This is a genomic window from Stenotrophomonas sp. YJH_SMC_17 (genome assembly GCF_059371655.1).
Genome location: NZ_JCAFUU010000009.1, coordinates 50,811 through 75,235 on the forward strand (window position 1 = coordinate 50,811; position 24,425 = coordinate 75,235).

24 protein-coding genes are annotated in these 24,425 nt (G+C 67.0%); 7 read left to right on the forward strand and 17 right to left on the reverse strand.

What is annotated here, in order from left to right; genetic code table 11:
- Nucleotide 1 precedes the first annotated feature (1 nt).
- From AC5P8Z_RS18105 to AC5P8Z_RS18175, 15 genes are all read right to left on the reverse strand, one after another.
- On the reverse strand, nucleotides 2-772 hold the full coding sequence (locus AC5P8Z_RS18105) for a glycosyltransferase family 2 protein (RefSeq protein WP_295567546.1): 771 nt from the start codon (nucleotides 770-772) through the stop codon (nucleotides 2-4).
- Complete coding sequence (locus tag AC5P8Z_RS18110) at nucleotides 762-2,447, reverse strand: ApeI family dehydratase (protein ID WP_495229671.1); 1,686 nt, start codon at nucleotides 2,445-2,447, stop codon at nucleotides 762-764. The genes AC5P8Z_RS18105 and AC5P8Z_RS18110 overlap by 11 nt, the downstream gene beginning before the upstream one ends.
- On the reverse strand, nucleotides 2,440-2,991 hold the full coding sequence (locus AC5P8Z_RS18115) for a COG4648 family protein (RefSeq protein WP_046983477.1): 552 nt from the start codon (nucleotides 2,989-2,991) through the stop codon (nucleotides 2,440-2,442). Before AC5P8Z_RS18115 ends, AC5P8Z_RS18110 begins: the two co-directional genes overlap by 8 nt.
- Nucleotides 2,992-3,013: 22 nt before the next feature.
- Nucleotides 3,014-3,271 carry an acyl carrier protein gene (locus AC5P8Z_RS18120; protein WP_135275541.1) on the reverse strand — a complete coding sequence of 86 codons (258 nt, stop codon included), beginning with the start codon at nucleotides 3,269-3,271 and terminating at the stop codon, nucleotides 3,014-3,016.
- An 18-nt stretch (nucleotides 3,272-3,289) separates the two neighbouring features.
- Entirely contained in the window at nucleotides 3,290-3,547 is a 258-nt protein-coding gene (locus AC5P8Z_RS18125) for a phosphopantetheine-binding protein (RefSeq protein ID WP_046983475.1), read from the reverse strand.
- On the reverse strand, nucleotides 3,534-4,331 hold the full coding sequence (locus AC5P8Z_RS18130) for a lysophospholipid acyltransferase family protein (protein WP_495229672.1): 798 nt from the start codon (nucleotides 4,329-4,331) through the stop codon (nucleotides 3,534-3,536). The genes AC5P8Z_RS18125 and AC5P8Z_RS18130 overlap by 14 nt, the downstream gene beginning before the upstream one ends.
- Nucleotides 4,324-5,064: a beta-ketoacyl synthase chain length factor gene (locus AC5P8Z_RS18135; protein WP_495229673.1), complete on the reverse strand. Its 741-nt coding sequence runs from the start codon at nucleotides 5,062-5,064 to the stop codon at nucleotides 4,324-4,326. Before AC5P8Z_RS18135 ends, AC5P8Z_RS18130 begins: the two co-directional genes overlap by 8 nt.
- 214 nt (nucleotides 5,065-5,278) lie before the next feature.
- The gene (gene cydB, locus AC5P8Z_RS18140; protein WP_495229674.1) at nucleotides 5,279-6,292 is read right to left on the reverse strand and encodes a cytochrome d ubiquinol oxidase subunit II; all 1,014 of its coding nucleotides are present in this window, start codon (nucleotides 6,290-6,292) and stop codon (nucleotides 5,279-5,281) included.
- Nucleotide 6,293: 1 nt separating this feature from the next.
- Nucleotides 6,294-7,691 carry a cytochrome ubiquinol oxidase subunit I gene (locus AC5P8Z_RS18145; protein WP_286070356.1) on the reverse strand — a complete coding sequence of 466 codons (1,398 nt, stop codon included), beginning with the start codon at nucleotides 7,689-7,691 and terminating at the stop codon, nucleotides 6,294-6,296.
- 130 nt (nucleotides 7,692-7,821) lie between these two features.
- Nucleotides 7,822-9,021 carry an ABC transporter permease gene (locus AC5P8Z_RS18150; protein WP_495229675.1) on the reverse strand — a complete coding sequence of 400 codons (1,200 nt, stop codon included), beginning with the start codon at nucleotides 9,019-9,021 and terminating at the stop codon, nucleotides 7,822-7,824.
- A 1-nt stretch (nucleotide 9,022) separates the two neighbouring features.
- A complete protein-coding gene (locus AC5P8Z_RS18155) occupies nucleotides 9,023-9,535 on the reverse strand; it encodes an FtsX-like permease family protein (RefSeq protein WP_495229676.1) in 513 nt (170 codons plus the stop codon).
- 54 nt (nucleotides 9,536-9,589) lie between these two features.
- Entirely contained in the window at nucleotides 9,590-10,321 is a 732-nt protein-coding gene (locus AC5P8Z_RS18160) for an ABC transporter permease (protein ID WP_495229677.1), read from the reverse strand.
- Nucleotides 10,322-10,792: 471 nt separating this feature from the next.
- Nucleotides 10,793-11,008, reverse strand: a complete 216-nt coding sequence (locus AC5P8Z_RS18165) for a hypothetical protein (RefSeq protein WP_495229678.1) — start codon at nucleotides 11,006-11,008, stop codon at nucleotides 10,793-10,795.
- Nucleotides 11,005-11,649, reverse strand: coding sequence for an RNA polymerase sigma factor (locus tag AC5P8Z_RS18170; RefSeq protein ID WP_495229679.1), 645 nt, complete (start codon nucleotides 11,647-11,649; stop codon nucleotides 11,005-11,007). The genes AC5P8Z_RS18165 and AC5P8Z_RS18170 overlap by 4 nt, the downstream gene beginning before the upstream one ends.
- 36 nt (nucleotides 11,650-11,685) lie before the next feature.
- Nucleotides 11,686-12,015: a hypothetical protein gene (locus AC5P8Z_RS18175; RefSeq protein WP_010482336.1), complete on the reverse strand. Its 330-nt coding sequence runs from the start codon at nucleotides 12,013-12,015 to the stop codon at nucleotides 11,686-11,688.
- Nucleotides 12,016-12,182: 167 nt separating this feature from the next.
- On the opposite strand from AC5P8Z_RS18175, the gene AC5P8Z_RS18180 reads away from it, so the two are divergent.
- The 7 genes from AC5P8Z_RS18180 (at nucleotide 12,183) to AC5P8Z_RS18210 (ending at nucleotide 20,673) form a co-directional block, all read left to right on the forward strand.
- Entirely contained in the window at nucleotides 12,183-14,552 is a 2,370-nt protein-coding gene (locus AC5P8Z_RS18180) for a S9 family peptidase (protein WP_495229680.1), read from the forward strand.
- On the forward strand, nucleotides 14,549-14,968 hold the full coding sequence (locus tag AC5P8Z_RS18185; RefSeq protein ID WP_286070362.1) for an NUDIX hydrolase: 420 nt from the start codon (nucleotides 14,549-14,551) through the stop codon (nucleotides 14,966-14,968). Before AC5P8Z_RS18180 ends, AC5P8Z_RS18185 begins: the two co-directional genes overlap by 4 nt.
- A gap of 27 nt (nucleotides 14,969-14,995) precedes the next feature.
- Complete coding sequence (locus AC5P8Z_RS18190; protein WP_495229681.1) at nucleotides 14,996-15,556, forward strand: hypothetical protein; 561 nt, start codon at nucleotides 14,996-14,998, stop codon at nucleotides 15,554-15,556.
- Nucleotides 15,557-15,591: 35 nt separating this feature from the next.
- Nucleotides 15,592-16,737 carry a hypothetical protein gene (locus tag AC5P8Z_RS18195; RefSeq protein WP_495229682.1) on the forward strand — a complete coding sequence of 382 codons (1,146 nt, stop codon included), beginning with the start codon at nucleotides 15,592-15,594 and terminating at the stop codon, nucleotides 16,735-16,737.
- Between the two features lie 37 nt (nucleotides 16,738-16,774).
- Nucleotides 16,775-18,478: a hypothetical protein gene (locus tag AC5P8Z_RS18200; protein ID WP_495229683.1), complete on the forward strand. Its 1,704-nt coding sequence runs from the start codon at nucleotides 16,775-16,777 to the stop codon at nucleotides 18,476-18,478.
- Nucleotides 18,479-18,518: 40 nt separating this feature from the next.
- Nucleotides 18,519-19,415, forward strand: a complete 897-nt coding sequence (gene hemF, locus AC5P8Z_RS18205; RefSeq protein WP_495229684.1) for an oxygen-dependent coproporphyrinogen oxidase — start codon at nucleotides 18,519-18,521, stop codon at nucleotides 19,413-19,415.
- A gap of 94 nt (nucleotides 19,416-19,509) precedes the next feature.
- Nucleotides 19,510-20,673, forward strand: a complete 1,164-nt coding sequence (locus AC5P8Z_RS18210; RefSeq protein ID WP_495229685.1) for a hypothetical protein — start codon at nucleotides 19,510-19,512, stop codon at nucleotides 20,671-20,673.
- A gap of 75 nt (nucleotides 20,674-20,748) precedes the next feature.
- Here the strand turns inward: AC5P8Z_RS18210 and AC5P8Z_RS18215 are convergent, their stop codons facing one another.
- Nucleotides 20,749-21,228 carry a DUF421 domain-containing protein gene (locus tag AC5P8Z_RS18215; protein ID WP_109813727.1) on the reverse strand — a complete coding sequence of 160 codons (480 nt, stop codon included), beginning with the start codon at nucleotides 21,226-21,228 and terminating at the stop codon, nucleotides 20,749-20,751.
- Nucleotides 21,229-21,598: 370 nt separating this feature from the next.
- On the reverse strand, nucleotides 21,599-24,373 hold the full coding sequence (gene polA, locus AC5P8Z_RS18220) for a DNA polymerase I (protein WP_495229686.1): 2,775 nt from the start codon (nucleotides 24,371-24,373) through the stop codon (nucleotides 21,599-21,601).
- Between the last annotated feature and the right edge of the window lie 52 nt (nucleotides 24,374-24,425).

Genomic DNA, 24,425 nt, shown 5'->3' on the forward strand with positions numbered 1-24,425 from the left:
TTCAGCGCTGCCCCTGCAGGCGGCGGCACAGCAGGCGCGGTGCGCGCCGGAGCATGCCGAAGAACAGGCGTGCGTGCATGCGGGTGATGCGCACGTTGTCGCGCCACATGTCAAAGTGCGACACGCCATCGGATGGATAGGTCACGCGTGTGGCCAGGTGCTCGACCGGAACCTGTCGCCAGTACAGGCGCACGATCACCTCGGTATCGAAATCCATGCGCCGGCCGATGGTCTCTTCGCCGATCAGGCGCAGAACCGGTGGCAGCGGGTACACGCGGAAGCCGCACATGGTGTCGCGCAGGTGCAGCGACAGCGTATTGATCCAGACCCAGATGTGGGTGGCGTAGCGCCCATACAGGCGTGCCTTCGGTACGCTGGCATCGTAGGCCGGGATACCACAGATCACCGCATCCGGATGGGCACGCGATGCCTCGATGAAGCGCGGCAGGTCGCCGGTATCGTGCTGGCCGTCGGCATCGATCTGCAGCACGTGGCTGTAGCCACGCGCGTGGGCCTCGGCAAACCCGGCCAGCATCGCCCCGCCCTTGCCCTGGTTGACGTCCAGGCGCAGCAGGTCGACACCCGGGCGCTGTGCCAGCGAACGCAGCACGGCCGCACACGCGTGATGTGAACCGTCGTCCACCAGCAGGCACGGAAGGCCACAGCCCAGCACGCCGTCGACCACCGCTGCGATCGCATGTTCGTGGTCGTAGACAGGAATCACCACCAATGGCGCGAACGCGGCACCGGCAATGGAGGGATCAATCCGCATCGGCGAACACCACTTTTCCACTGGAGTGCATCCCATGGCTGGAGGTATAGCGGAAACCCAGCACGCCGCGCGCGGCATCCCAGTCCAGCTGCAGCGTCAGCACGTCACCCGGCCGCGCCACATGCTGGAACTTCAGCGCGTCCATCCGCAGGAAACCTGCGGGCATCGCGAAGGCCTGGCGGCCGAAACGCACCGCCCAGTCCAGCTGGGCCACACCGGGCAGGATCGCGGCCTGCGGGAAGTGGCCCTGGAACGGCCGCAGCGACGGGTCGAGGGTCATGCGCAATGTCGCGCTGGACGTATCGCGGTGATCCCACAGCGGTACCGGCATCAGCGGCTGGAACAATGCCACCAGCGCCGCCTGGGTGACCTTGCCCTGCGCATTGAGCGGCAGCGACTGGACCAGTCGCCAGCGACGTGGACGGGTCACTGCGTCATGGCTGTGGGCCAGCCGCGCGCCCAGGCGCTGGCCGAGTGCACGCCGCGCCGCCTCACCGCCGTCCAGCAGCGCGGAATCTGCCGGCACCACCACCGCTGCAAGCTGCTCGCGCTGGCCCGGCAGCACCAGCACGCGTGCATCCTCCACTTCGGCATCGTCGCGCAGCGCGCGTTCCAGCGCATCCAGCGAAACGCGCCGCTCTTCGACCTTGACGATGCGATCGGTTCGGCCCAGCAGGCGGAAACAACCGTCGGCCAGCGCTTCGACGCGGTCCTGGGTGCGCCACCAGCCGGCGCTCTCCAGGTGCGGCGACGCCACCGCCAGGCATCCCTCATCGACCCGCCACTGCACGCCGGGCAGCGGCTGCCACGGCGGCAGGTCGGTTTCCCAGCGACGCCAAGCGATGCCACCGGTCTCGCTGCTGCCGTACACCTCGGTGGGAGCCACGCCCAACCACTGCCGCACCTGCCGCGCCGCGTCTTCAGGCAGCGGACCGCCGGAGGAAAACACCGCGCGCAAGCGGCCATGCAGGCTGGCCCAATCCAACTGTTCCGGCAGGCGCTTGAGATGGGCCGGGGTTGCCACCAGCACCGTATCGGTACCGGACAGCGCCGCCACCAGATCCTCATGGAAGAAGCGGCGCGGATGAATCAGGCGACCAGCGGCCAGCGGCCACAGCACCCGGAACAACAGGCCGTAGATGTGCTGGTGCGAAACCGTGCCATGCACCTCCGCACCTTCCAGCCGTTCGCCGAACGCAGCCTGCAGCGCTTCAACCTCGCGCGCCAGCTGGTCCAGGCGCTTGCTGATGGCGCTGGGTTGGCCGGTGCTGCCGGAGGTGAACACACACAGTTCGCAGGTGCGCTCGTCCAGCATCCGCAACGCACCGTCCGCCATTGCATCCGCCGCCGCAAGCGGGCGGTAGTCGGCGGAGACATCGCCCGCAAAGCCACTCACCCGTGGCTGCAGGGCCTGCAGCGTGGCCGGCAGGTTGTCGGCCGCCAGGAACACCCGCTTGCCGGCATGCCAGGCACCGTACAGCGCCGCGGCGAAGGCAACGGCATCGTCGAAGTACAGGGCCCAGTCGCGCCCCTCGGCAGCAGCAAAGGCCGCGCGCCACGCCAACACGCGCCGGTGGAACCCGGCGTGGTCGAGCAGCACACCGTCGCAGACGCCGACCGGGCGTTGCGGCCGCGCATCCAGCAGCAGCCGATCCAGGGCAATCCACTCAGCCATGCGTGTGCACCGCCCTGACCCGTTGCCGCACCAGCCATTCACCCGCAAACAGGATTCCCATCAACACGTACGCCAGCAAACCGTTGTAGAGCATCCAGACCCGGTCCGACGCATACAGCGCGGTCAGCAGGGCCAGGCTGCCGTTGAACACGAAGAAGCCGCACCACACTTGGGTGACGCGACGGGTATAAGGCACCGCCGACGCCGGCAGGTCCGGCTCCTGCAAGCGGGCCAGGCGCTCGACCACCGGTGGGCCGAATCGAAGGCTGCCGGCGAACACGACCAGCATTACGGCATTGACAAGCGCCGGATACAGCTTCAATGGCAGCGCCTGGTTGAGCACCGTGGCCAGCACCGCGAGCAGGCCGGCACCCGCTGCCGCGCCCCACCACACCGGTTGGCGCGTGCCGAGCGCCCGCAGCAGGGCCAGCGCGAACAGCAGCAGCGACGACCAGCGCGGCTCGAAACGGCCCATCGCCAGATAGACCAGCAGCGGATAGGCCAACGAGATCGCAGCCACCGCCACCGTGCGTGCGCGTGCCATGGGAGCGACGCCCGCGCTGCGGTCAGGCGGCCGCCTGGTCCGGCAGCAGGCCATGCGTCACATCGACGATGTCCTGCACCGTACGCACGGCCTTGAATGCTTCCGGCTGCAGGTTGCGCCCCAGCAGCGGCTTGAGCTGGACGATCAGATCGACCGCATCGATGCTGTCGATGTCCAGATCGTCGTACAGGCGAGCCTGCGGCGTGATCCGGGCCGGTTCGATCTCGAAGCTGTCGGTGAGGATGGAAACGATGCGATCGAACAGTTCATTCTTGGTCATGGCAGTTCCTGGCACCGGTTACGACCGATGGGCGGCGACGAACTCGCCAAGCGCGCGCACGCTGGAGAAATGGCGGCGGGTCTCTTCCGAGTCGGATGACAGGCTCACACCGTACTTCTTCTGCAGGGCCAGGCCCAGTTCCAGCGCATCGATCGAATCCAGGCCAAGGCCCTCGACGAACAGCGGCGCAACCGGGTCGATATCCTCCGGCGTGATGTCCTCCAATGAAAGCGAGGAAATGATCAATACCTTGATCTCGTGCTCAAGTGCTTGCACGGGTGGGGTCTCCAGACAGGTCGAAGTAACGGGAAAGGTGCTCGGTGACGCGACGTGCCGCCAGGGCATTCCCTCCTGGCGAGTCGTCTTCGACCAGAAATGACGAGATCGGGATATCTTCGCCGATCTGCAGCCGAACGTGAAAGCAACGCGAGGGAATACGATACCACTTCTGCCCTTTTGCCAGGGTCGGCGGCGTACAGGTGATCCGCACCGGTGTGATGTCCAGACGACCGCGGACGGCAATGTTGGCGGCGCCGCGCTGCAGCCGCAGTGGCTGCCCGGGCACGCTGCGGGTGCCCTCCGGAAAAATGACCAGACTGCCCCCCGCACGGACCGCCTTCACGCAGTCATCGACCAGGCCGGGCCCATCGTCGTTGGCAATGTAGCCGGCGGCCCGCACCACACCACGCATGAACGGGTTGCTGGCCACCGCGCGCTTGACCACGCACTCCGCGTTGGGCAGCAGTGACACGAGGCAGACCACATCGATGAGCGTCGGATGGTTGGCCAGCACCAGCAGGCCGTCGCGCTGCAGGCGTTCGCGCCCTTCGATCTCGCAGGTCATCACGCCCAGGCTGCGCATCAACCGCAGCTGCCCGGCAAAGGCGAGCTGGACCAGACGCCGGGCACGGCGGCGGCGCGCCAGCGGATCGCGCATCAGCAGCAGCAACGGCATCACCACCGTTCCCAGCATCAGTCCGCCCGCGCCAAAGGCGAGGAAACACAGGGCCGTAGCGAGTACCCGCCAGGCGTGATCGAGGCGTTGCAGCCCCTCAGCCACGGCGGCCCCAGGACCAGCGTTGTCCCTGCGTTACATGCTCAAGCGCCGGCATCCCCGACAACAGGAAACGATGCAGGTCCAGTGCGTGCGGCAGATCGCCCGGCACGCCTCGGGCGGCACCCGCCGGTCCCCAGCGCAATGACAGGGTCTGGCAGTCCTCACGGGGCTGGGTGAGACGCCAGCACCATGCGAAGAACACGTCGGGTTCGTCGGCGAACGGCGCGTATATGCCCGGCAGGGGCGACTCGTACACCACCACGCGCACCTCACGGGCGCCATCGGCCAGCAGGCCGGCCGCTTCCAGGCAGGCGGCTTCCGCCGTGGCCTGGCCCGCGGCCAGCGCCAGGTAATTGCCGCGATGACCGCGGGCAATCGAGTACAGGGCGGCAATGGCGTTGTGCACCGACAACCCGAAGGTCGTGGGCGACAGGGGTTCTCCGGCTGCCAGCGATGCCAGCAGCTCCATCGAGCGGGGCACATCGCCATGGCGGCTGGCGAAAACCAGCGGCACCTGGCTGTCGGCACCCTGCGCGTCCTCGCACCAGCATGCGGCCTGGATCGCCATCCGGCCCAGCCGTTCGATGCGGCGACGCTGCATCGCCGGGACTTCGCTGAGCGCTGGCGCGCCCTCGCCCACGGGCAGGAACGGCGCATCGGCCCAGCGAAGCCATTGGCTGCGCTCGGTCAGGCCGGGCGCCCAGGCGGCCCAGTCGACGACGGAAAATTCAATCATCTAGCGGAGGTGTTTCACTACGGGAACGATAGGCACGGGCCATTCAAGGCGACGCGCGGCTCCCCCTTCCTGCAGCCGTGCGTCCGTCCAGGACGTTGCCGGCTACCCCCTTGGCTGCCGGAAAGGAGCGCACGCTATCACGTCCAATGCAGTGAATGCAGTTTTCACAAACAACAACGCGGGAACGGCCAGCCGCAGTTCCCGCGTGGGAGGCTCAGTGGTATCCCGCGTCAGCGTGCACTTTCCCGCGGAATACGCGGTACGACCACGCGGTATAGCCGAGGATGACCGGCAGCAGAACGACCAGGCCAACAAGGGTGAAGCCCAGTGACGAGGCCGGCGCGGCAGCCTGCCACAGCGTCATCGACGGCGGCAGCAGGTAGGGCCACATGCCCAGCACCAGGCCGAGGAAGCCGAGCACGAACAGAGCCAGGCTGAGCAGGAACGGCGGCAGGTCGCGGCGCGGGTGGGTGGCGCTGCGCCACAGCGCGGCCGCCACCGCCAAGGTCAGCAGCGGCACCGGCGACAGCCACCAGAAGTTGCCGTCGCTGAACCAGCGCGCCATCAACCGCGAATCGAGGAATGGCAGCCAGCTGCTGACCAGGCCCATCGCCGCGATCACCGCCACCACCAGCGGCCGGGTCAGCTGCCGCGCCAGCGCCTGCACGCGCCCTTCGGTCTTCAGGATCAGCCAGGTGCTGCCCAGCAACGCATAGCCGGCCACCAGCGCGGCACCGGTCAGCATTGCGAACGGGCTGAACCAAGCGAACGGTCCGCCCTGATAAACACCGCCCACCAGCGGGATGCCCTGTACCAGGGTGCCCAGGATCACGCCCTGCGCGAACGTGGCCAGCAGCGAACCGAGCGCGAACGCCACGCTCCATAGCCGGCGCGAACGGTGTGCCTTGAAGCGGAACTCGAACGCCACGCCACGGAACACCAGTGCCACCACCAGCAGCAGCACCGGCAGGTACAGCGCCGAGAGCAGCGCCGCATACGCCTTCGGGAACGCCGCCAGCAGGCCGGCGCCGCCCAGCACCAGCCAGGTCTCGTTGCCGTCCCAGATCGGCGCGGCGGTGTTCATCATCAGGTCCAACTGGTCCTCGTCCTCGGCGAATGGGGCGAGGATGCCGATGCCGAGCACAAAGCCGTCCAGCACCACGTACATCAGTACGCCGAAACCGATCACCGCGAACCATGCCACCGGCAGCCAGGTCATCAGGTCCATGTCAGCGCTCCTCCAGCGGTTCGTCGGCGGCCGACAACGGGCGCGCCGGGGTATGGCTGCCGTGGTCCAGCGAAGGGCCTTCGGCGTAGGGCTGCGGCCCGTGGCGCAGGATCTTCACCAGGTACCAGATGCCCCAGCCGAACACGAAGGCGTAGCCAACCACGTACACACCCAGCGACAACGCCGTCATCCACGCGCTCTGCGGGCCGACTGCATCAGCAGTGCGCAGCACGCCATACACCACCCAGGGCTGTCGGCCCATCTCGGTGACGAACCAGCCCGACAACAGTGCGATGAAGCCGCTGGGCAGCATCCAGTTCCAGCCGCGCAGCAGCCACGGCGAATCCAGCAGCTTGTTCCGCCACAGCTGGAAGGCCGATACCCAGGCCAGCAGCAGCATCAGCGTGCCCAGCCCGACCATGATGCGGAAGGCGAAGAACACCGGCATCACCGGCGGCCGCTCGCTGGCCGGTACTGAGGTCAGCGGGTCGAAGGTGCCGTCCAGGCTGTGGGTCAGGATCACGCTGCCCAGCTTCGGGATGGCCACTTCGAAATCGTTGCGCTCTTCCTTCTCGTTGGGCAGCGCGAACACCACCAGCGGTACGCCCTCGCCTTCCCGGGTTTCATGCCAGTGCGCTTCCACCGCCGCGATCTTCATCGGCTGGTGCTTGAGCGTGTTCAGGCCATGCATGTCGCCGACGAAGATCTGCACCGGCACGGTCAGCGCGGCGAACGCCACGGCGGCGATCAGCATGCGCCGGCCCGCTTCCACGTGCGTGCCCCTGCGCAGGTACCACGCGCCCACGCCACCGATCACGAAACAGGTCGTGATGAACGACCCCAGCGCCATGTGCGCCAGGCGGTAGGGGAACGAGGGATTGAACACCACCTGCCACCAGTCCACCGGATGCACGATGCCGTTGACCATCTCGTAGCCGGCCGGCGTGTGCAGCCAGCTGTTGGACGACAGGATCCAGAACGTGGAGAACAGCGTGCCCAGCGCCACCATGCAGGTGGACAGGAAATGCAGGCGCGGCGAGACCCGGCCCCAGCCGAACATCATCACGCCGAGGAAGCTGGCTTCCAGGAAGAACGCGGTCAGCACTTCATAGGTCAGCAGCGGGCCGATGACCGTGCCGGCCACCTCGCTCAACCGCGGCCAGTTGGTGCCGAACTGGAAGGCCATGACGATGCCGCTGACCACACCCATGCCGAACGACACCGCGAAGATCTTCTGCCAGAAGAAATACAGCTCGCGCCACACGGGCAGCTTCGTGCGGAGCCAGCGCCATTCGATGAAGGCCAGCCAGCTGGCCGTACCGATGGTGAAGGCGGGGAACAGCACGTGGAAACTGATGACGAATCCGAACTGGATCCGGGACAACAACAACGCGTCCAAGGGACGCCTCCTGCCTGCGACCGGTGGGATACCGGACCACTTTAGGAGGATTTCGTTAAGGTGGGATGCGACCGGGTGACGCGCTGCTTCACTTTGTCGCAGGGGGCGAGCGTTTTCGTCGGTGAACGTGTCAGAACGGTTTCAACAATGCCAGCGGTTCCTGCCGGACCGTCCGCCATGCACGGGGCAGCAGGGCGGCAAGGCTCGCCAGCATCACCAGCATGAACGCCAGCGACCCTGTCAGCCAAGGCGATATCGCGACCTCGTGCTGCGGCGACCAGAGCAGGTGCAGCAACCACGCACCCAGCAGGGCGCCGGGAACAGTGAAGATGCTGACTTCGAAGATGATCTCCGCGAAAATCACCGATCCGCGGGCACCCAATGTTCGACGAATACCGATGGAGCGCCGCCTGCGCTCCAGCCATGCGCCTACCACGCCGGACACGCCGGCCATCAGCACACCCAGGACCACCGCCGCCATGAAAGCAAGCATGGCCGTCGTGAAGCGGTCTGCCCGAAGGTAGGCATCACGATATCCCGCCAACGTGTCAACGCCTGACGGATTCACGACGCGATAGGGCTGCCGCAGCGCTTCAACGGTGCGGTCAAGCAGCACGCGGTCCACCTCCGCGTGGGATCGGGTCAGGTAATAGCGGCTCGCGCCGGTTGGAAATCCGGGAAACAGCGCCCACTGCGAGTCCCGATCGTTTCCCCCTGGCGCAGGCCCGACGATGGACGAGAACACACCCACGATCACCCTGCTGCTTCCCGGCCCGAAGTACAGCTGACGACCCACGGCGCTCTCCGAGCCAAACAGACGCACGGCCAATGCCTCGCTGATCAGCACGACAGGCGCGCCGTCGGCCGCCTCATGGTCTGCCGGCAAACGCCCCGTCACCACCTGTGCCCCCAGCATCGTCAACAAGCCTGGGCTGGCGGTTACCACGGAAATGCGGTCACAGCCAGCCACGTCGCTGCTACCAGCCGCCATGGCGCGGGCCATGGCCGCATCGCTGGTGCATGCGCCGTAGTGATGTGCCCTGCCTCCGAATGGAACCGAATCGCTGGCGACCACCTGCCGGACGCCAGGTAGCTGGATGGCGGAGAGGTCCGATCGCACCACCGAAGGCGCCACCCTCTCTTCGATATCGGAGACCCGGATGACACCGATCGCCTGTGCTCCCTCGATGCCCCGCGTGTTCAATCGTGAGAAACCATCTGCTGCAGACTGCAGGGCAAAGGCGCAGGCCAGGCTGGCCAGTGCGGCCTGTACAAACAGCAGCGACGCGCGCCCCAGGTGGTTGCGGACTTCCTGCATTGAATCCAGCATTTCACGCCGCTCCCTTTGCAAACAACCGCGACAGCGACCCGCTCCGGCAGACTTCCAGCGCCGGGATGAGCGCACACAACAGTGCTGTCGCGAACCCAACCCCGGCCGCCATCAGTACGGATGCCGGATCCAGCGTAGTGATTGCCGACGGAAGCACCTTCCCTGTCGCCACCAGCCGCATGCCCACCGCATACGTAATGGCCGCCAATGCGGCACTGGCCAATCCCGACGATGCCGACTCCCACATGAGCTGGGCAAAGACATCCCCCCGCCGGGCACCCCGCGCGCGACGTATCGCAAGCTCGCGACGGCGTGCGCCCAGGCTGAATCCCAGCAGCGCGGCCGCATTGACGATGCAGACCACCAGCAGAAGCAGTGCCAGATGAAGCTGGGTCCGCGTGCGCTCAGGGACCAGCTCCTGTCGATCCAGCCACGCCATCAGCGGCCAGAGCCCGACCTGATCGCCATCCGGGTCGACCTGCACATCCCGGGCCTGTGCATACGCATTCAGCATCGCGCGGTATCCAGACACGTCATCCACTGTCGGTAGCCATGCCCACAGTTGCAGCTAGGACGCCTGGGCGCCGCCAAGTTCCACCCCCTCGCCGCCGCCCCAGACCGCCACGCCGTCGACCACGGTCAACCCGTCCTCAATGGCGGTTTCAACCGGCAGATAGATCTGATCGGGTTCCACGAAAGGACGGCGGGTCACGTCTCCCTGGAACATCGGCACCGGATGCCAGTCCTCCGCCACGCCGACAACCGTGTACGTGCGCCCGCTCAGCTCCAGCGGATGGCCGATGCATCCTGCCGGGCACTCGACCGCTGCGGCTCCCTGCGACAGCACAGCGATCCGACTTCCGGCCTGCCCTTCCTCCGCCGTCCACGATCGCCCTTGCACCAGCGTGATCCCGAGCACGCTGAACACCTCTGACGTCGCGTATCTCGCACGCAGCCGGACACTTGACTGCCCGGCTTTCAGCAGGGTCACGGCGCCACCGGCCATGGCTGCCTGGTTCCAGGCATGCCCTTGCTCCAGCAGGGCTTTGGCATCAGGCCAGGTCAACCCCTGCCCAGGATCAGGCGCTGCCGCATGCTGTGCCCGTGGGCGCACATCCAGGTGTGGACGGAAGAGCGACCCGCTGCGTCCCGGGGCCGGATCGGAGGATGCCTGCAGCACAATGGACAGCATCACCATCGCGGTTCCCACGCCAGCACCAAGCATGAGGGCCACGGCAATGTGCGTCCCGAGGCGCTGCCGAAAGCGCTTGAGCGACAGAGAAACGTAATAGAAAATCACATACCCTCCATAGCGTTGACCCTTCGCCTAGACCGACGCGATCGGCATCCCACGCAGGAGCGGATCCCCGCTTCTCACTGGATCGCCAGGAGTGGCCAGATACGGGCTGAAGGCACGGGCAGCACAGACTTGCCGATCTTCGACATGACGCATCTCCGTTGAAGTTGATGGAACGCGAACATGTTCAAGCCTCCCCGGCCATGACCTGCGTCAGCGACTGCCGACGACCGAGCGTTCCCCAGAACGCACACGAACCTCAATAGCGGACTGGAACTCTGCAACTATCCTCAAGATGGTTGAGCGCTCGGAATCACTGTCGGCAGCATCAGCTTACGATTGGCGATGCGATCACCACTCGTCATGGCGCCAATCACCACATCTTGATGAAGCTCGCGAATTTCACGAGTCCTCATTCCAGGTCGTTGGTCCTGCAGACCACGCAGAATGCGTCCAACGCATCACCACGTCCTGTCAGCGCCAGAAGTACCAGACAGCCCCTGCCACCAACGCCCCCAGCAACGCCACCTGCACCACCACATAGCCCACGCCACTGTCGCGCGACTCAGCGGCAATGCGCTTATTCAGCGCCTCGCTTACATCCGGCGTTTCCTCCTGCCGCGCCTGCTCTCGCAACGCCTGTGCCAGCGCGCGCGCTTCCGCATCGCGGGGATCGGTCGGTGGGTTCACAGCAGTTCTCCGGCGGTGGCGTGCCGCGTCAGTTCCTGTTTCAGGACCTGACGTGCGCGGAACAGGTGGCTCTTGATGGTACCGCGTGCCAGCCCGGTCACCTGTTCGATCTCGGCCAGATCGAAATCTTCCAGATAGTGCAGACCGACGATCAGCCGCTGTGGCGCGCTCAGCCGCTCCAGTGCCGCGCCCAGCTGGCGCCCGGTCTGCAATGCCTCGCTCAGCTCCGCCGGGCCTGGGCCTTCATCGCCGATGCCCAGTTCTTCCGGCACCTCCACCGCCACCATCCACTGCGCTTCCAGGCGTCGCCGGCGCAGGTGCTGCAGCGCGGTCGTATAGGCCACCCGTGAGACCCAGGTGCGCAGCGAGGATTCAAAACGGAACCGGTGCAGCTGGCGGTACACCGCAAAGAAGGTTTCCTGCAGCAGGTCGGCGACCTGGTCGCGGTCGCCGACCATCCGCCCGATCACATGCGCGCAGGTACGTTGATGGGCCTGCACCAGCTGCGCGAACGCCGGTTGCGAGCCATCGATGATGGCGATGACCAGGGCGCGGTCGTCGTCCGCGTCCGGCGTGGGCTCGACGGGGACGTCGCGGCGTCGTCCCCGCAATGCAGCCAGTGCTCCGCCCAGCAGGCTCATGCGCGGGGCGCCCCCTGTGCCCGTGGCATGCCTGCCTCAGCCCTTGCGCGCGGCAGGACGGGTGAAGTGCCAGGCAAGCAGCTGGCCAAGGCCGGCGCTGCCGACCATCGCGGCGGCGGCGCCAAAGGTCAGCTCGCGTGCGCCGATCGCCTCCAGCAGGCCCATCGCCACGGCCAGGCTGACCAGGCTGATGCCCCAGCGCAGCGCCCCCTGGCGGCGGCGCTCCTCTTCCAGTACGGCCAGCGAGCGGATCACTTCCTCCGGCACGTGCGGGGCCACCAGCTTGCTGCGGGCGCGGGCATCGGCAATGGCATGGATCGCGTAGGCGATGCAGATGAAGAGGGTGATCGGGATGAGTTCCTGCATGGTCGGGCTCCTGTTCGATGGATGATGCGGGTTCAGGAGATTGGATGCGCGACCCCGGCAACCGGTTGCAGCATTTTGCCGATTCCGTTGCCATGACCTGTGGCCCCTGCCCCGGGCCGGGGCGGCTGCTACCCTTGGCCGGTTTCCTCATCCGGTGCCGTCCGCCCATGTCCCGAGTGCTGCCCCTGTCCCTCCTGCTGTCGGCCGTGCTGGCCGCACCGGCCGCGCATGCTGCGCCCACGCCGATCACCATCGAACAGGCCATGGCCGACCCGGACTGGATCGGTCCGCCGGTCGAAAAGGCCTGGTGGTCGTGGAACAGCCAGCAGGTGGAATACCAGCTCAAGCGCAACGGCAGCCCGGTGCGCGATACCTTCCGCCAGCCGCTGGCCGGTGGCGTGGCCGCGCAGGTGGCCGATGACCAGCGCGGTACCCTGGACGTGGCCGAGCCGGTCTACGACCGCAGCCGCAGCCGCAGCGCCTTCGTGCGCAATGGCGACGTGTTCGTGCGCGACCTGCGCAGCGGCGCGCTGACCCAGCTGACCCGCAGCAACGAGCGCGCGGGCAACGTGAACTTCGCTGCCGACAACGGCGTGATCTGGCGCGTCGGCCAGAACTGGTTCCACTGGACCGCCGCCAACGGCGTGCAGCAGGTGGCCAGCCTCAAGGCCGAGAAGGACCCGCGCACGCCGCCGAAGGCCGACGTGCTGCGCGACCAGCAGCTTCGCACGCTGGAAACCCTGCGCCGCGACCGCGACCAGCGCGAGGCATTGAAGGACCAGGACCAGCGCTGGCGCCAGGCTGATCCGACCCGCGCACCGGGCCCGGTCTATCTGGGTGCCGACGTGGAGATCGCCGACAGCGTGCTGTCGCCGGACCTGACCCACCTGATCGTGGTGACCAAGCCGAAGGACTTCGATGACGGCCGCGGCGGCAAGATGCCGCTGTACGTGACCGAGTCGGGCTACGAGGAAACCGAAGACACCCGCACCCGCGTCGGCCGCAACGGCTTCGAGCCGCACACCCTGTGGTACGTGGACGTGCGCACCGGCAAGGCCGAAAAGGTCTCGCTGGCCGGGCTGCCAGGCATCAGCACCGATCCGCTGGCCGAGCTGCGCCGCAAGGCCGGCAAGGATGCGCTGAAGGGCGAACGCAGCGTGCAGGTGATGAGCGACTTCATGGGCGGCGGCATCCGCTGGAGCGCCGACGGCCAGCAGGCCGCAGTGATGCTGCGTGCCAACGACAACAAGGACCGCTGGATCATCAGCGTCAACGCTGCCGACGGCCGCGTGCAGAACCGCCACCGCCTGACCGACAACGCCTGGATCAACTGGGGTTTCAACGATTTCGGCTGGATGGCCGATGGCCGCACGCTGTGGCTGCTGTCCGAGGAATCGGGCTTCTCGCACCTGTACACCCAGGCCGGCACCGCCAAGCCGCAGGCGCTGACCAGCGGCAAGTGGGAAACCTCGGCGCCGGTGCCTTCGGCCGATGGCAAGGGCTTCTACTTCCTGTGCAACCAGCAGGCGCCGCATGACTACGAAGTCTGCGCGGTCGATACCGGCAGCCGCCAGGTGCGCGAGCTGACCAGCCTCAACGGCGTGGAAGACTTCTCGCTGTCGCCGGACGGCCAGCAGCTGCTGGTGCGTTACTCCGGTGCCTACCTGCCGCCGCAGCTGGCGGTGCTGCCCAGCGCCGGTGGGCAGGCGCGCGTGCTGACCGATACCCGTACCGCCGACTACAAGGCCCGCCAGTGGATCCAGCCGAAGCTGGTGGCGGTGCCGTCCAAGCACGGCGCCGGCGTGGTCTGGGCCAAGTACTACGAGCCGGAAACCAAGGAACCGGGGAAGAAGTACCCGATCGTGATGTTCGTGCACGGCGCCGGCTACCTGCAGAACGTGCACCAGCGCTACCCGGCCTACTTCCGCGAGCAGATGTTCCACAACCTGCTGGTGCAGAAGGGCTACATCGTGCTGGACATGGATTACCGCGGCAGCGAGGGCTACGGCCGCGACTGGCGCACGGCGATCTACCGCAACATGGGCCACCCCGAACTGGAAGACTACAAGGACGGCCTGGACTGGCTGGTCGACACCCAGCAGGGTGACCGCGACCACGCCGGCATCTACGGCGGTTCCTACGGCGGCTTCATGACCTTCATGGCGCTGTTCCGCTCGCCGGGCACCTTCAAGGCCGGCGCCGCGCTGCGCCCGGTGGTGGACTGGCACCAGTACAACCACGGCTACACCAGCAACATCCTCAACACCCCGGACATCGATCCGGAGGCGTACCGCGTGTCCTCGCCGATCGAGTACGCGCAGAACCTGCAGGACAACCTGCTGATCGCCCACGGCATGATGGATGACAACGTGTTCTTCCAGGACTCGGTGAACCTGACCCAGCGCCTGATCGAACTGCACAAGGACAACTGGTTGATCGCACCATACCCGCTGGAGCGCCACGGCTACGTGCGCGCCGACTCCTGGCTGGACCAGTACAAGCGCATCCTCAAGCTGTTCGAGCAGAACCTGAAGTGAGCGACGCCGCGGCCACGATCCAGATCGTGGCCGCGGTCATCCTGGATGACCGCGGCCAGGCGCTGGTGGTGCGCAAGCACGGCGCCAGCCGCTTCATCCAGCCGGGCGGCAAGCCCGAAGCCGGCGAGACGCCACTGCAGGCACTGGCCCGCGAACTGGATGAAGAAATTGGTGTGCAGCTGCGCGCCGGGACCGCCATCGCGCTGGGCACGTTCGAGGACTGGGCGGTGAATGAACCGGGCCACCGCGTGCAGGCACAGGCGTGGTGGGTGCAGGTGCACGGCACGCCACAGGCGCGCGCCGAGATCGCCGAACTGGCCTGGGTGCCGCTGCAACCGCCGCATGGCCTGCCCTTGGCACCCTTGAGCGAACACCATATCCTGCCGGCGGTCGCCACCCGGGTGACGGCCCGCTGATTACCCCACTGCTGCCCAGGACATCGGATGTCGCTTCAATCGCACCAAGGCCGTCCTTCCAGCGCAGTCACCGCCCAGGATTTCATCCGACCGCTGGGCCTGGCTTCCCTGCTGGTCTGCGCAGGGTTCATCGTACTCATTGCACTTCAAACAGTGTTGCTTTGGCAGCTGGCTGACAGTCCGCTCTGGCAGAGAATGATCATAATGGCCACTGAGCAGGGTTTCCCCCACAGTGTGCTGTGGATGCTGAAGGACCCGGTCGCCGCCACATTATGGCTGTCGGTACCCGGCATACCTGCCGTGCTTTCAAGCTGGGGCTTCTACCGGCAGCATCGCTGGGGACTCTGGAGCTACGTGGCGTTGCTGTGGTTGTCCGCGGTGGCGAATTTCGCGGTCGTCTGGTGGCTGGACAGCATCTTCGCTGACCTCATGACGCATATCGTCGATCCACATACGCTGCGCGAAGCCCGGGTCCAACGAATCCTGGTGTCACTGACCTTGTCCGGAGGCGCCGTGGCCATCCTCGTTGCACAAGGCTGGCTGGCCTGGCGCCTGCTGCGGCCGGATATCCGCTCGCGTTTCCACTGAGCCCCATCCCTTTCCCGCACGACAAGGACCGTCGCATGCGCTTGCTGGCTGTTCTCCCCGCACTGCTGCTGTTCGCCGCGCTGCCGGCTGCCGCTGACGCGTTGCGATGTGGCGAGTACCGCAGCACCGATGGTGGCATGGCGCTGGTGTTCACCACCCCCAACACCGGTTACCGCCACAACGACATCAGCGAGCCGGAGCCGCTGTGGGTTGATCGCAGTGCGGCGCAGACACGCTTGGTCATGCTCGACGATGGCGTGGCGGCACCGATCCGGATCAGTGCCGATGGCCAGCGCATTGAGGACGGGGGCGTCGTGGTCTATACCCTGCGCCAGTCCCGCACCTGCGCCACCGAGCCCAGCGCGACGGACGGCAGCTGCCGCGCCGCCGGCAGCCACTGCATCGCGCAGCTGCCCGCCGCCTCTCCCGGCCAGGCCCAGCGCGCGTGCCGCGAGGGCGTTGGCGCGGGCTGCTCGGCGCTGTTGCGGCAACTGCGCGATGGCGTAACTGCGGCCGGAAGCGGAGACACCGGCCCCGTGCGCTTCGAACGTCCGCCCGCCTGCCGCGAACACACACCCGGGCATGACCCGCAGGCCTGCGAAGCGCTGACTGACGATGCGCTGGCTGCCGCGATGCAGTCGGTGGGTGAACGCCTGCAACAGGAAGACGAAGACACACTGGATTCACCGCTTCCGGCCGCTGCACGCGACCGTCTGCAGCAACTGTGCCTGCAACACCGCAGTGGTCGCTTCTGCGCCGAAGTGGCCGAACAGCAGTTGATCGCGCTGAAACCCACGTTGGCGGTGCAGGCCCTGCAGGTGGTCTGCGATGCAGGACGCATCAGTGCCTGCGAACGCATCGCACCGCTGCGCGATCTCGGTGCGGATCTGCGCCTCGTCCCGGCCCACCGGGTGCCGTGCGGCCGCTACCAGGCCGGTGGTGGCAGCCTGGACACGCTCACGTTCGACGATGCCGGGCGGGCCAGGGTCGACACGCAGGAGGTGCGCGCGCTGCTGCTGGACGGCACCCTCCACATACGCCACGACAATGGGGCCGATTACGTGCTGGGCCTGCTGGCCAATGGCGATTTGCTGGGGCTGGACGCATTTACCGGGTACCAGCGTTACCGGCGCCCGCCGGACGCCCCGCAGTTTTGTCGCGAACGACCTGCCCAGCGCTGAAGCCGCGACGGCAGCTCCTGCGCTCTGGCGGATTTGATTGCAGATCGAAACGGGCTGGCTATCGTGGCCCGCGTCTTTATGCTCTGGCTCCGAAATGCCCACTCTCATACCGCGCCCCCCTGTTCTGGGCTGCATCGCGTTACTGTCGCTGCTGCTCTGTGCCACGCAGGCCGTTGCATCTGGCCTGCCACGCTGCGGCGTATTTGAGGCCGACGGCGGCGGCACCCAGCTACGCGTGGACGGCCCCGACCGCGGGGTAGAGAAGAGTAAGCACATCTCTGATCGGCCCTTCGTTGTCCAAGGGATCGAGGGCAACCTCAACCTCGTCAATCTCACCTTCGGATTCTCATCTGGACTGAAGGTCCAGCGTGGCGGTCGCGTCCTGCAGGAGGGCAACGTGCGCTACCGCCTGATCCAACCAGCGGCGTGCCTGCCCCCTCTCGAGCACGCGCCAGGCAGCTGCCTGGCGGACGCGCAGCAGTGCCTCGACAACCATCATGAGCTGAGCCTGCCGGCACTGGAATCAGCCTGCGCCGAAGGCGTTCCGCGACTCTGTCAGCGCCTGCCCGAGCGCTATCGCGAGGCCGACCAGGCCCCTGGCAGCGATACACCGACCGAAGCGCAGATCGCGGTGATGCAGGCCACCATGGAAAAGGCCATGGCCGAGATGGATTTTCCACGACAGTGTCGCGACGATGACCCTGCGGCCGACGCCGATGCCTGCATGGCCATTCTGGAAGAGCGGCCGGAGCTCGTCGAGGCAGTCGCCACTGCCATTCGTACGGCCTCGGTGGCGGCCAGCATGGTTGAAGTGTTCTCGCCTGCAGTCAAGCCCACGCTGTCGGATACTCGGCTGCAACGCCTGCAGGGGCTCTGCACGAAGGTGGGCGAAAGTGGCTTCTGCGAGGATGTCGCGAAGCTGCAGTGGACCGCCGGCAATTTTCAGCAAGGCCGGGCGGCCTTGCAGGTGGCCTGCGGCGGCGGCGACGAGCGATCGTGCCGTCAGGCGTCCGCGTTGCTGCAGCTGGGCGAAGCGCTGGTGCAGCACCCCGCCGCCGCCGTGCCCTGTGGCCACTATGCGGCCTCCGGCGGGCTGATGGACGAACTGACGTTCGGCGACGGTGGCGTGGTGGAGGTTGGCTTCGGCTCGCGAGTACGCGCGCGCGTACAGGACGGCCAGATCCGCATGCGCCACGAGCGTGGGGCTGACTACGTACTGCAACCGTTGGCCAACGGCGACTTGCTGGGGCTGGACGATTCGACGCGTTTCCAGCGGTTCCAGCGGCAGCCGGGCAATGCACAGTGCAGCGCGCCACTGGTGTTCGACGAAACTCCGTTCCCGCAGGATTGCCCGCGCGCACCGATCGACGGCGAAGCCGAAGGCTGCTGCACGGCCGGCAGGATGCAGGGCTGCCACGTGCTGGGCAGCCGCGCCGCACTGAACGGGAAGTGGGTGGAGGCCAGCCAGCATTACCAGAAGGTCTGCCAGGCCGGTATCCGCCAGGGCTGTGAGAATCTGGTCAGCGTGATGGAGAACAGCAGCAGGGTAGACGTCCGCCCCATGCTTGAGGCCATCTGCGAGGCCGATGGCAGTGGCCTCCATGTAGCCTGCGACGTGCTGGCGACGCGCAACTGGGAGTTGCTGGAGTTCGGCCAGGCTCTGGACCGCGCGGTCCAGGAACAGTCCGCGCACGAGGATCGGACCAGACCGGCCCCACGCACCCCCAACCACAAGCAGTAAGGGGGCTTGCCTGGCCGGGCCCTGCGGTAAAGTACGCGCCATGAACGAATTCGAGCGCGTGCGCGCCTACCTCACCGACCTGCAGGACCGCATCTGTGCGGCGATCGAGGCCGTCGATGGCCAGGCCCGCTTCCAGGAAGACCTGTGGCAGCGTGCCGAGGGCGGTGGCGGGCGTACCCGCGTGCTGCGCGACGGTGCGGTGTTCGAGCAGGCCGGCATCGGCTTCTCCGACGTGGCCGGCAGCCGCCTGCCGCCGTCGGCCTCGGCCAACCGCCCGGAACTGGCCGGCGCCTCCTGGCGCGCCACCGGCGTGTCGCTGGTGTTCCACCCGCTCAACCCCTACGTGCCGACCACCCACGCCAACGTGCGCTTCTTCCAGGCGCAGCGCGATGGCGAAGTGGTGGCCAGCTGGTTCGGCGGCGGTTTCGACCTGACCCCGTTCTATCCGTTCGATGAAGATGTGCAGCACTGGCACCGCGTCGCACGCGATCTGTGTGCGCCGTTCGGCGACGAACGCTATGCCGCACACAAGCGCTGGTGCGACGAGTACTTCTTCCTGCGCCACCGCAATGAAACGCGCGGTGTCGGCGGTCTGTTCTTCGACGACCTGCACGGCGACTTCGAGCGCGATTTCGCTTATCTGCGTGCGGTCGGCGATGGCTTCCTCGATGCGTACCTGCCGATCGTGCAGCAGCGCAAGGACGCCCTCTATGGCGAGCGCGAACGCGAGTTCCAGCTGTACCGCCGCGGCCGCTATGTGGAGTTCAACCTGGTCTATGACCGCGGCACGCTGTTCGGCCTGCAGAGCGGTGGCCGCAGCGAGAGCATCCTGATGAGCCTGCCGCCGCGGGTGCGCTGGGAATACGGTTTCACCCCGGAAGCGGGCAGCGCCGAGGCGCGTCTGGCCGACTACCTGGTGCCGCGCGACTGGCTCTGAAGTTCCGGTGCCACGGCTGACGGTGGCGCCTGCGTTGCCTGTGGTGCGCCCTGCACCGGACAGGTCCTGTGCCACCTCCTTCAAGGACGAACCAATGTCTGCTGCTGTTTTCCTTCGCCCCCGCGCTGCGGGCTGGCGTTCCCTGCTGTTGCTGGCCCTGGCCTCGGCCAGCCTGCCGGCTGCCGCGCAGTCGATGGCCTGTGGCACCTACAAGGACAGCAGCGGCAACACCACGCTGACCCTCCAGAGTGAAGGCCACGGCTCCCTGTCCGGCCCCTACCAGGCCACCGAGAACCTGCGCATCGCCCGCCAGGAAGACGTGCTCGGTACCGGCAACCTGTCCACCGGCCAGCTGGAGAACTGGTACTTCTCGGACAACGACCGCACGATCAGCACGCCCTATCGCGAGTTCACCCGTGAGCACGCCGCCGCCTGCAAGGCGATGCCAGAGCCCGTCGAAGACGGTTGCGTGATGAACACCTCCGAGTGCCTGGAGGCGCTGCCGGAGGCCGCACCCGTGAAACTGCACGCCTGGTGTGCCGAGGGCGTGGGCGCAGCCTGCATGCGGTTGCTGGAGACCTACCAGGAACAGGCCAACGCAGCGGCACCGAAAGTGACGGACCCGCCGACGCCTGAGATCTGCAAGGAGGAATCACCGTCCTTCGACGCCGAAGGCTGCATGGCGGCAGCCAGGAAGGTCGCTTCGCAGATGGCAGGGGAGGCACTGCTGGGCCTGCGGCATTCGGTCGATGCGCCCTTGCCGCCGGCGCAGCTGGATGAGCTGGCGGCACTCTGCCGCGAACAGCACGGCGAGACCTTCTGTGAAGCGGCGGCCGAGTCGCTGTGGAGCGGCGGGCGCCTGCAGCAGGCACGCGAGGCATTGCAGCTGGCCTGCGCACAGCGCGCGGATGCGCCGTCCTGCGGACCGGCCAAGGACCTCGCTGCTGTTGCCGGTGCGACCGCAGCGGCACTTGAACCGATCGCCGCCACCGCTCTGCCCTGCGGCAGCTTTGTCGCCGAACGCAGCGTGCTGTCGCAGCTGCGCTTCCTGGATGGCGGCATCGTGGAAGCCGGTGGTGAGGACGTGCGCCTGCGCGCGAGCCTGCGCGACGGCCAGGTGCTCCTGCACCGCGATGTCGGCAGCGACTTCGTGCTGCAGCTGCTGCAGAACGGCAACCTGGTGGGCGTCGACAGCGGCAACCGCTTCGCGTACTACGAGCGCAAGGCGGCTGCAGGCAACGTCCGCTGCACTCCCTGAGCAGCGTGATGTAGCGCCGAGTCCACGCTCGGCTGATGAACCAGCGCAGCCGAGCAGGGGCTCGGCTCTATGTCGTCAGGTGCTCTTCCTGGGGACGATGGTGATGTGCCCGTTGATTTCCAGCAGGGCCAGCTCGACATCCTCCACGCCCAGGCAGCCCTGCTGGCGCATGGCGGCGTCGAAATCGGCACGCGTGACCTGCTCCCGGCGCAGAACGGCGTCGAACAGGCGCCCATCACGCGCGATTACCACCGGTTCTCCCTCCACCAGGCGCTCAATCCGGCGGCTGCGGGTACTCACCCAGCCCACGCCGTAGTTGAGCAGGATCAGGGTGGCCGCCAGCAACAGGCCGCCGCCCAGCGAGGTGTCGGTGCCCAGCAGCGCGTTCTGTACCGCGTTGCCCAGCAGCACCACCAGCAGCACGTCGAACGGGGTGATCTGCCCCAGCGGGCGCTTGCCACTGAGCCGGACCATGCCCAGCACCACGACGTAGACCACCACCGCACGCAGGATGAACTCCCACCACGGCATCGCCAGTGCGAACAGGTCGGGCATTGCGGGTTCCCCAGCTGGACAGTGGCCCAGCCTAGCACCTGGGGTCAGATCCCTTTGCCCGGCGGGCAAAGGGATCTGACCCCATCTGCGATACCGGCGGCACAAATAAAAAGCCCCGCTGACCAGGGGGAGGTCAACGGGGCCGGGGAACGGGCACTTGGGGAGGAGTCCCCGTTCCGAGATCTGCTCCAGGGGATGGGAGAGATCCACAACAGGCGTTGCGCCTGTCGAGAGTTATAGAAGCACTCCGAACACTAACGGTTCGTGAAGGGGCCCAATTTAATCAGCTTCCATCGGGGCAACATTCATGAGCGAGTCAGAAACTTCCGGCGGATGAACAAATTCACGTCGTTTTCGGCCTGAAAACCCGTCAGTGCGCTTCATCCCAGTTGTTGCCGATACCGGTATCGACCACCAGCGGCACCCGCAATCTGGCCGCTTGCGACATGCGCTCGACCACCTGCAAACGCAACTCCTCGACGAAACTGCTTTCGGTTTCGAACACCAGTTCATCGTGTACCTGCAGGATCATGCGCGCCGGTGCGCCACTGTCACGCAGCCACTGGTCCACGTCCACCATCGCGCGCTTGATGATGTCGGCGGCGGTACCCTGCATCGGGGCGTTGATCGCGGCACGCTCGGCACCGGCACGCAGGCCCTGGTTGCGTGCATGAATGTCGTTCAGGTACAGCCGGCGGCCGAACAGGGTTTCCACATAGCCCTGGTCGCGGGCCTGCTGGCGCATCCGCTCCATGAAATCGCGCACGCCCGGGTAGCGGCTGAAGTACAGCGCCACGTAGTCCTGTGCCTGGCCACGGTCGATGCCCAGATTGCGGGCCAGGCCGAAGGCGCTCATGCCGTACATCAGGCCGAAGTTGATCGCCTTGGCGGCGCGGCGCTCGTTCGGGGTCACTTCCTCCAGCGTGCGCCCGAACACCTCGGCCGCAGTGGCACGGTGCACGTCGGCGCCCTGCTCGAAGGCACGCACCAGGCCCGGGTCCTCGGACAGGTGGGCCATGATCCGCAGCTCGATCTGCGAATAGTCGGCCGCCAGCAGCTGGAAACCCTCCGGGGCGATGAACGCGCGGCGGATGCGGCGGCCATCCTCGGTGCGGATCGGGATGTTCTGCAGGTTCGGGTCCGACGAGGACAGGCGGCCGGTGGCGGCACCGGACTGGTGATAGCTGGTGTGCACGCGGCCGGTGTCCGGGTTGACCATCTCCGGCAGCTTGTCGGTGTACGTGCTGCGCAGCTTGGCCAGGCCGCGGTAATCGAGGATCACGCGCGGCAGTTCGTGCTGGTCGGCAATCGCTTCCAGCGCCTCTTCATTGGTGCTGGGCTGGCCCTTCGGGGTCTTCACTACCGCCGGCAGTTTCAGCTCGTCGAACAGCACGGCCTGCAGCTGCTTGGGCGAATCCAGGTTGAAGCTGCGACCGGCCAGCTCGGTGGCCTTCTGCTGCGCGGCCAGCATCCGCGAGGACAGATCCTGGCTCTGCCGGCGCAGCTCGTCGGTGTCGATCCGCACGCCGTTGGCTTCGATCGTGGTCAGCACCGGCACCAGCGGCATCTCGATGTCGCGGTACACGCTGTCCAGCGCCGGCTCGGCCAGCAGCAGCGGCTGCAGCGCGCGGTGCAGGCGCAGGGTGATGTCGGCGTCCTCGGCCGCATAGCGGCTGGCCTCGTCGATGCCCACCTGCGAGAACGGAATCTGCTTGGCGCCCTTGCCGGCCACATCCTCGAACTTGATGGTGCTATAGCCCAGGTAGCGCAGGGCCAGCGAATCCATGTCGTGGCGGGTGGCGGTGGAGTTGAGCACGAAGCTCTCCAGCATCGTGTCGTCGTGGTAGCCCTGTACGTCAACGCCATGGCGGCGCAGCACGTGCAGGTCGTACTTGCCGTGCTGGCCCAGCTTCCTCTTCGCCGGGTCCTGCAGCACCGGGCGCAGGGCATCGAGCACCTGCTGCACCGGCAGCTGCGCCGGCGCGCCGGGGTAATCGTGGCCGACCGGAATGTAGGCGGCCCTGCCCGGCTCGACCGCCAGGCTGACGCCGACCAGCCGCGCACGCATCGCGTCCAGCGCATCGGTCTCGGTATCGAAGCTGATCAGGTCGGCCTGCTGCAGGCGTTCGACCCAGGACTGCAGCTGCTCGGCGGTCAGCACGGTCTCGTATTCACCCGGCGCGGACAGTGCCGGGTCCAGCGTGCCGGCGGCGGGCGCCTCTGCACTGCCACGGGCGAAACCGGCCGCAGTGCCGCGCAGGCTCGGGGTCGCCTCGCTGGCGGCCACCGGTGCCGGCAGCGGCGCGCCCAGCTCCTTCAGCGCCTGGGTGAAGCCGTAACGCGAATACAGCTCGGTCAGCACCGGCACGTCCTGCTCGCGCAGGGCCAGCGTGGTCGGGCTGGCGTCCAGCTCCACATCGGTGCGGATGGTCACCAGCTCACGGTTCAGCGGCAGGCGTTCCAGCGCGGCGCGCAGGTTCTCGCCGATCTTGCCCTTCATGGTCGGCGCGGCGGCCATCACGCCGTCCAGATGCTGGTACTCGGCCAGCCACTTGGCAGCGGTCTTCGGCCCGCACTTCTCCACGCCCGGCACGTTGTCGACGGTATCGCCCATCAGCGCCAGCAGGTCGACGATCTGGTCGGCGCGCACGCCGAACTTCTCCATCACCGCTGCGTCCGAATCCATGCGGCTGCCGGTCATGGTATTGACCAGTTCGATGCCCGGGCGCACCAGCTGCGCGAAGTCCTTGTCGCCGGTGGAAATGGTCACCTTCAGGTCCTGCGCCAGGCCCTGCAGGGCCAGCGTGCCGATCACATCGTCGGCTTCCACGCCGGGGATGCGCAGGATGCTGATGCCCAGCGCTTCAACGATGCGGCACATCGGCTCCACCTGGCTGCGCAGTTCATCGGGCATGGGCGGGCGGTTGGCCTTGTACTGCTCGTACAGGTCGTCACGGAAGGTCTTGCCGGGCGCATCGACCACGAACGCCACGTAGGCCGGGCGCTCCTTCAGCGTAGAACGCAGCATGTTGACCACGCCGAACAGCGCGCCGGTGGGTTCACCCTGTGCATTGGACAGGGGCGGCAGCGCGTGGAACGCGCGGTACAGGTAACTGGACCCGTCGATCAGGACTAATCTGCTCATGGGTCGATTCTACGCGCCCGTGCCTGCACCGCGGCGACACGGTCCCCACGCC

Bases quoted from the DNA above. Each gene is read 5' to 3' on its own strand.
- AC5P8Z_RS18155 (WP_495229676.1), bottom strand. From the start codon at position 9,535: ATGCTGAATGCGTATGCACAGGCCCGGGATGTGCAGGTCGACCCGGAT.
- AC5P8Z_RS18105 (WP_295567546.1), bottom strand. From the start codon at position 772: ATGCGGATTGATCCCTCCATTGCCGGTGCCGCGTTCGCGCCATTGGTG.
- AC5P8Z_RS18110 (WP_495229671.1), bottom strand. From the start codon at position 2,447: ATGGCTGAGTGGATTGCCCTGGATCGGCTGCTGCTGGATGCGCGGCCG.
- AC5P8Z_RS18150 (WP_495229675.1), bottom strand. From the start codon at position 9,021: ATGCTGGATTCAATGCAGGAAGTCCGCAACCACCTGGGGCGCGCGTCG.
- AC5P8Z_RS18210 (WP_495229685.1), top strand. From the start codon at position 19,510: ATGTCTGCTGCTGTTTTCCTTCGCCCCCGCGCTGCGGGCTGGCGTTCC.
- hemF (WP_495229684.1), top strand. From the start codon at position 18,519: ATGAACGAATTCGAGCGCGTGCGCGCCTACCTCACCGACCTGCAGGAC.
- AC5P8Z_RS18175 (WP_010482336.1), bottom strand. From the start codon at position 12,015: ATGCAGGAACTCATCCCGATCACCCTCTTCATCTGCATCGCCTACGCG.
- polA (WP_495229686.1), bottom strand. From the start codon at position 24,373: ATGAGCAGATTAGTCCTGATCGACGGGTCCAGTTACCTGTACCGCGCG.
- AC5P8Z_RS18115 (WP_046983477.1), bottom strand. From the start codon at position 2,991: ATGGCACGCGCACGCACGGTGGCGGTGGCTGCGATCTCGTTGGCCTAT.
- AC5P8Z_RS18170 (WP_495229679.1), bottom strand. From the start codon at position 11,649: ATGAGCCTGCTGGGCGGAGCACTGGCTGCATTGCGGGGACGACGCCGC.
- AC5P8Z_RS18120 (WP_135275541.1), bottom strand. From the start codon at position 3,271: ATGACCAAGAATGAACTGTTCGATCGCATCGTTTCCATCCTCACCGAC.
- AC5P8Z_RS18180 (WP_495229680.1), top strand. From the start codon at position 12,183: ATGTCCCGAGTGCTGCCCCTGTCCCTCCTGCTGTCGGCCGTGCTGGCC.
- cydB (WP_495229674.1), bottom strand. From the start codon at position 6,292: ATGGACCTGATGACCTGGCTGCCGGTGGCATGGTTCGCGGTGATCGGT.
- AC5P8Z_RS18195 (WP_495229682.1), top strand. From the start codon at position 15,592: ATGCGCTTGCTGGCTGTTCTCCCCGCACTGCTGCTGTTCGCCGCGCTG.
- AC5P8Z_RS18135 (WP_495229673.1), bottom strand. From the start codon at position 5,064: ATGATTGAATTTTCCGTCGTCGACTGGGCCGCCTGGGCGCCCGGCCTG.
- AC5P8Z_RS18215 (WP_109813727.1), bottom strand. From the start codon at position 21,228: ATGCCCGACCTGTTCGCACTGGCGATGCCGTGGTGGGAGTTCATCCTG.
- AC5P8Z_RS18190 (WP_495229681.1), top strand. From the start codon at position 14,996: ATGTCGCTTCAATCGCACCAAGGCCGTCCTTCCAGCGCAGTCACCGCC.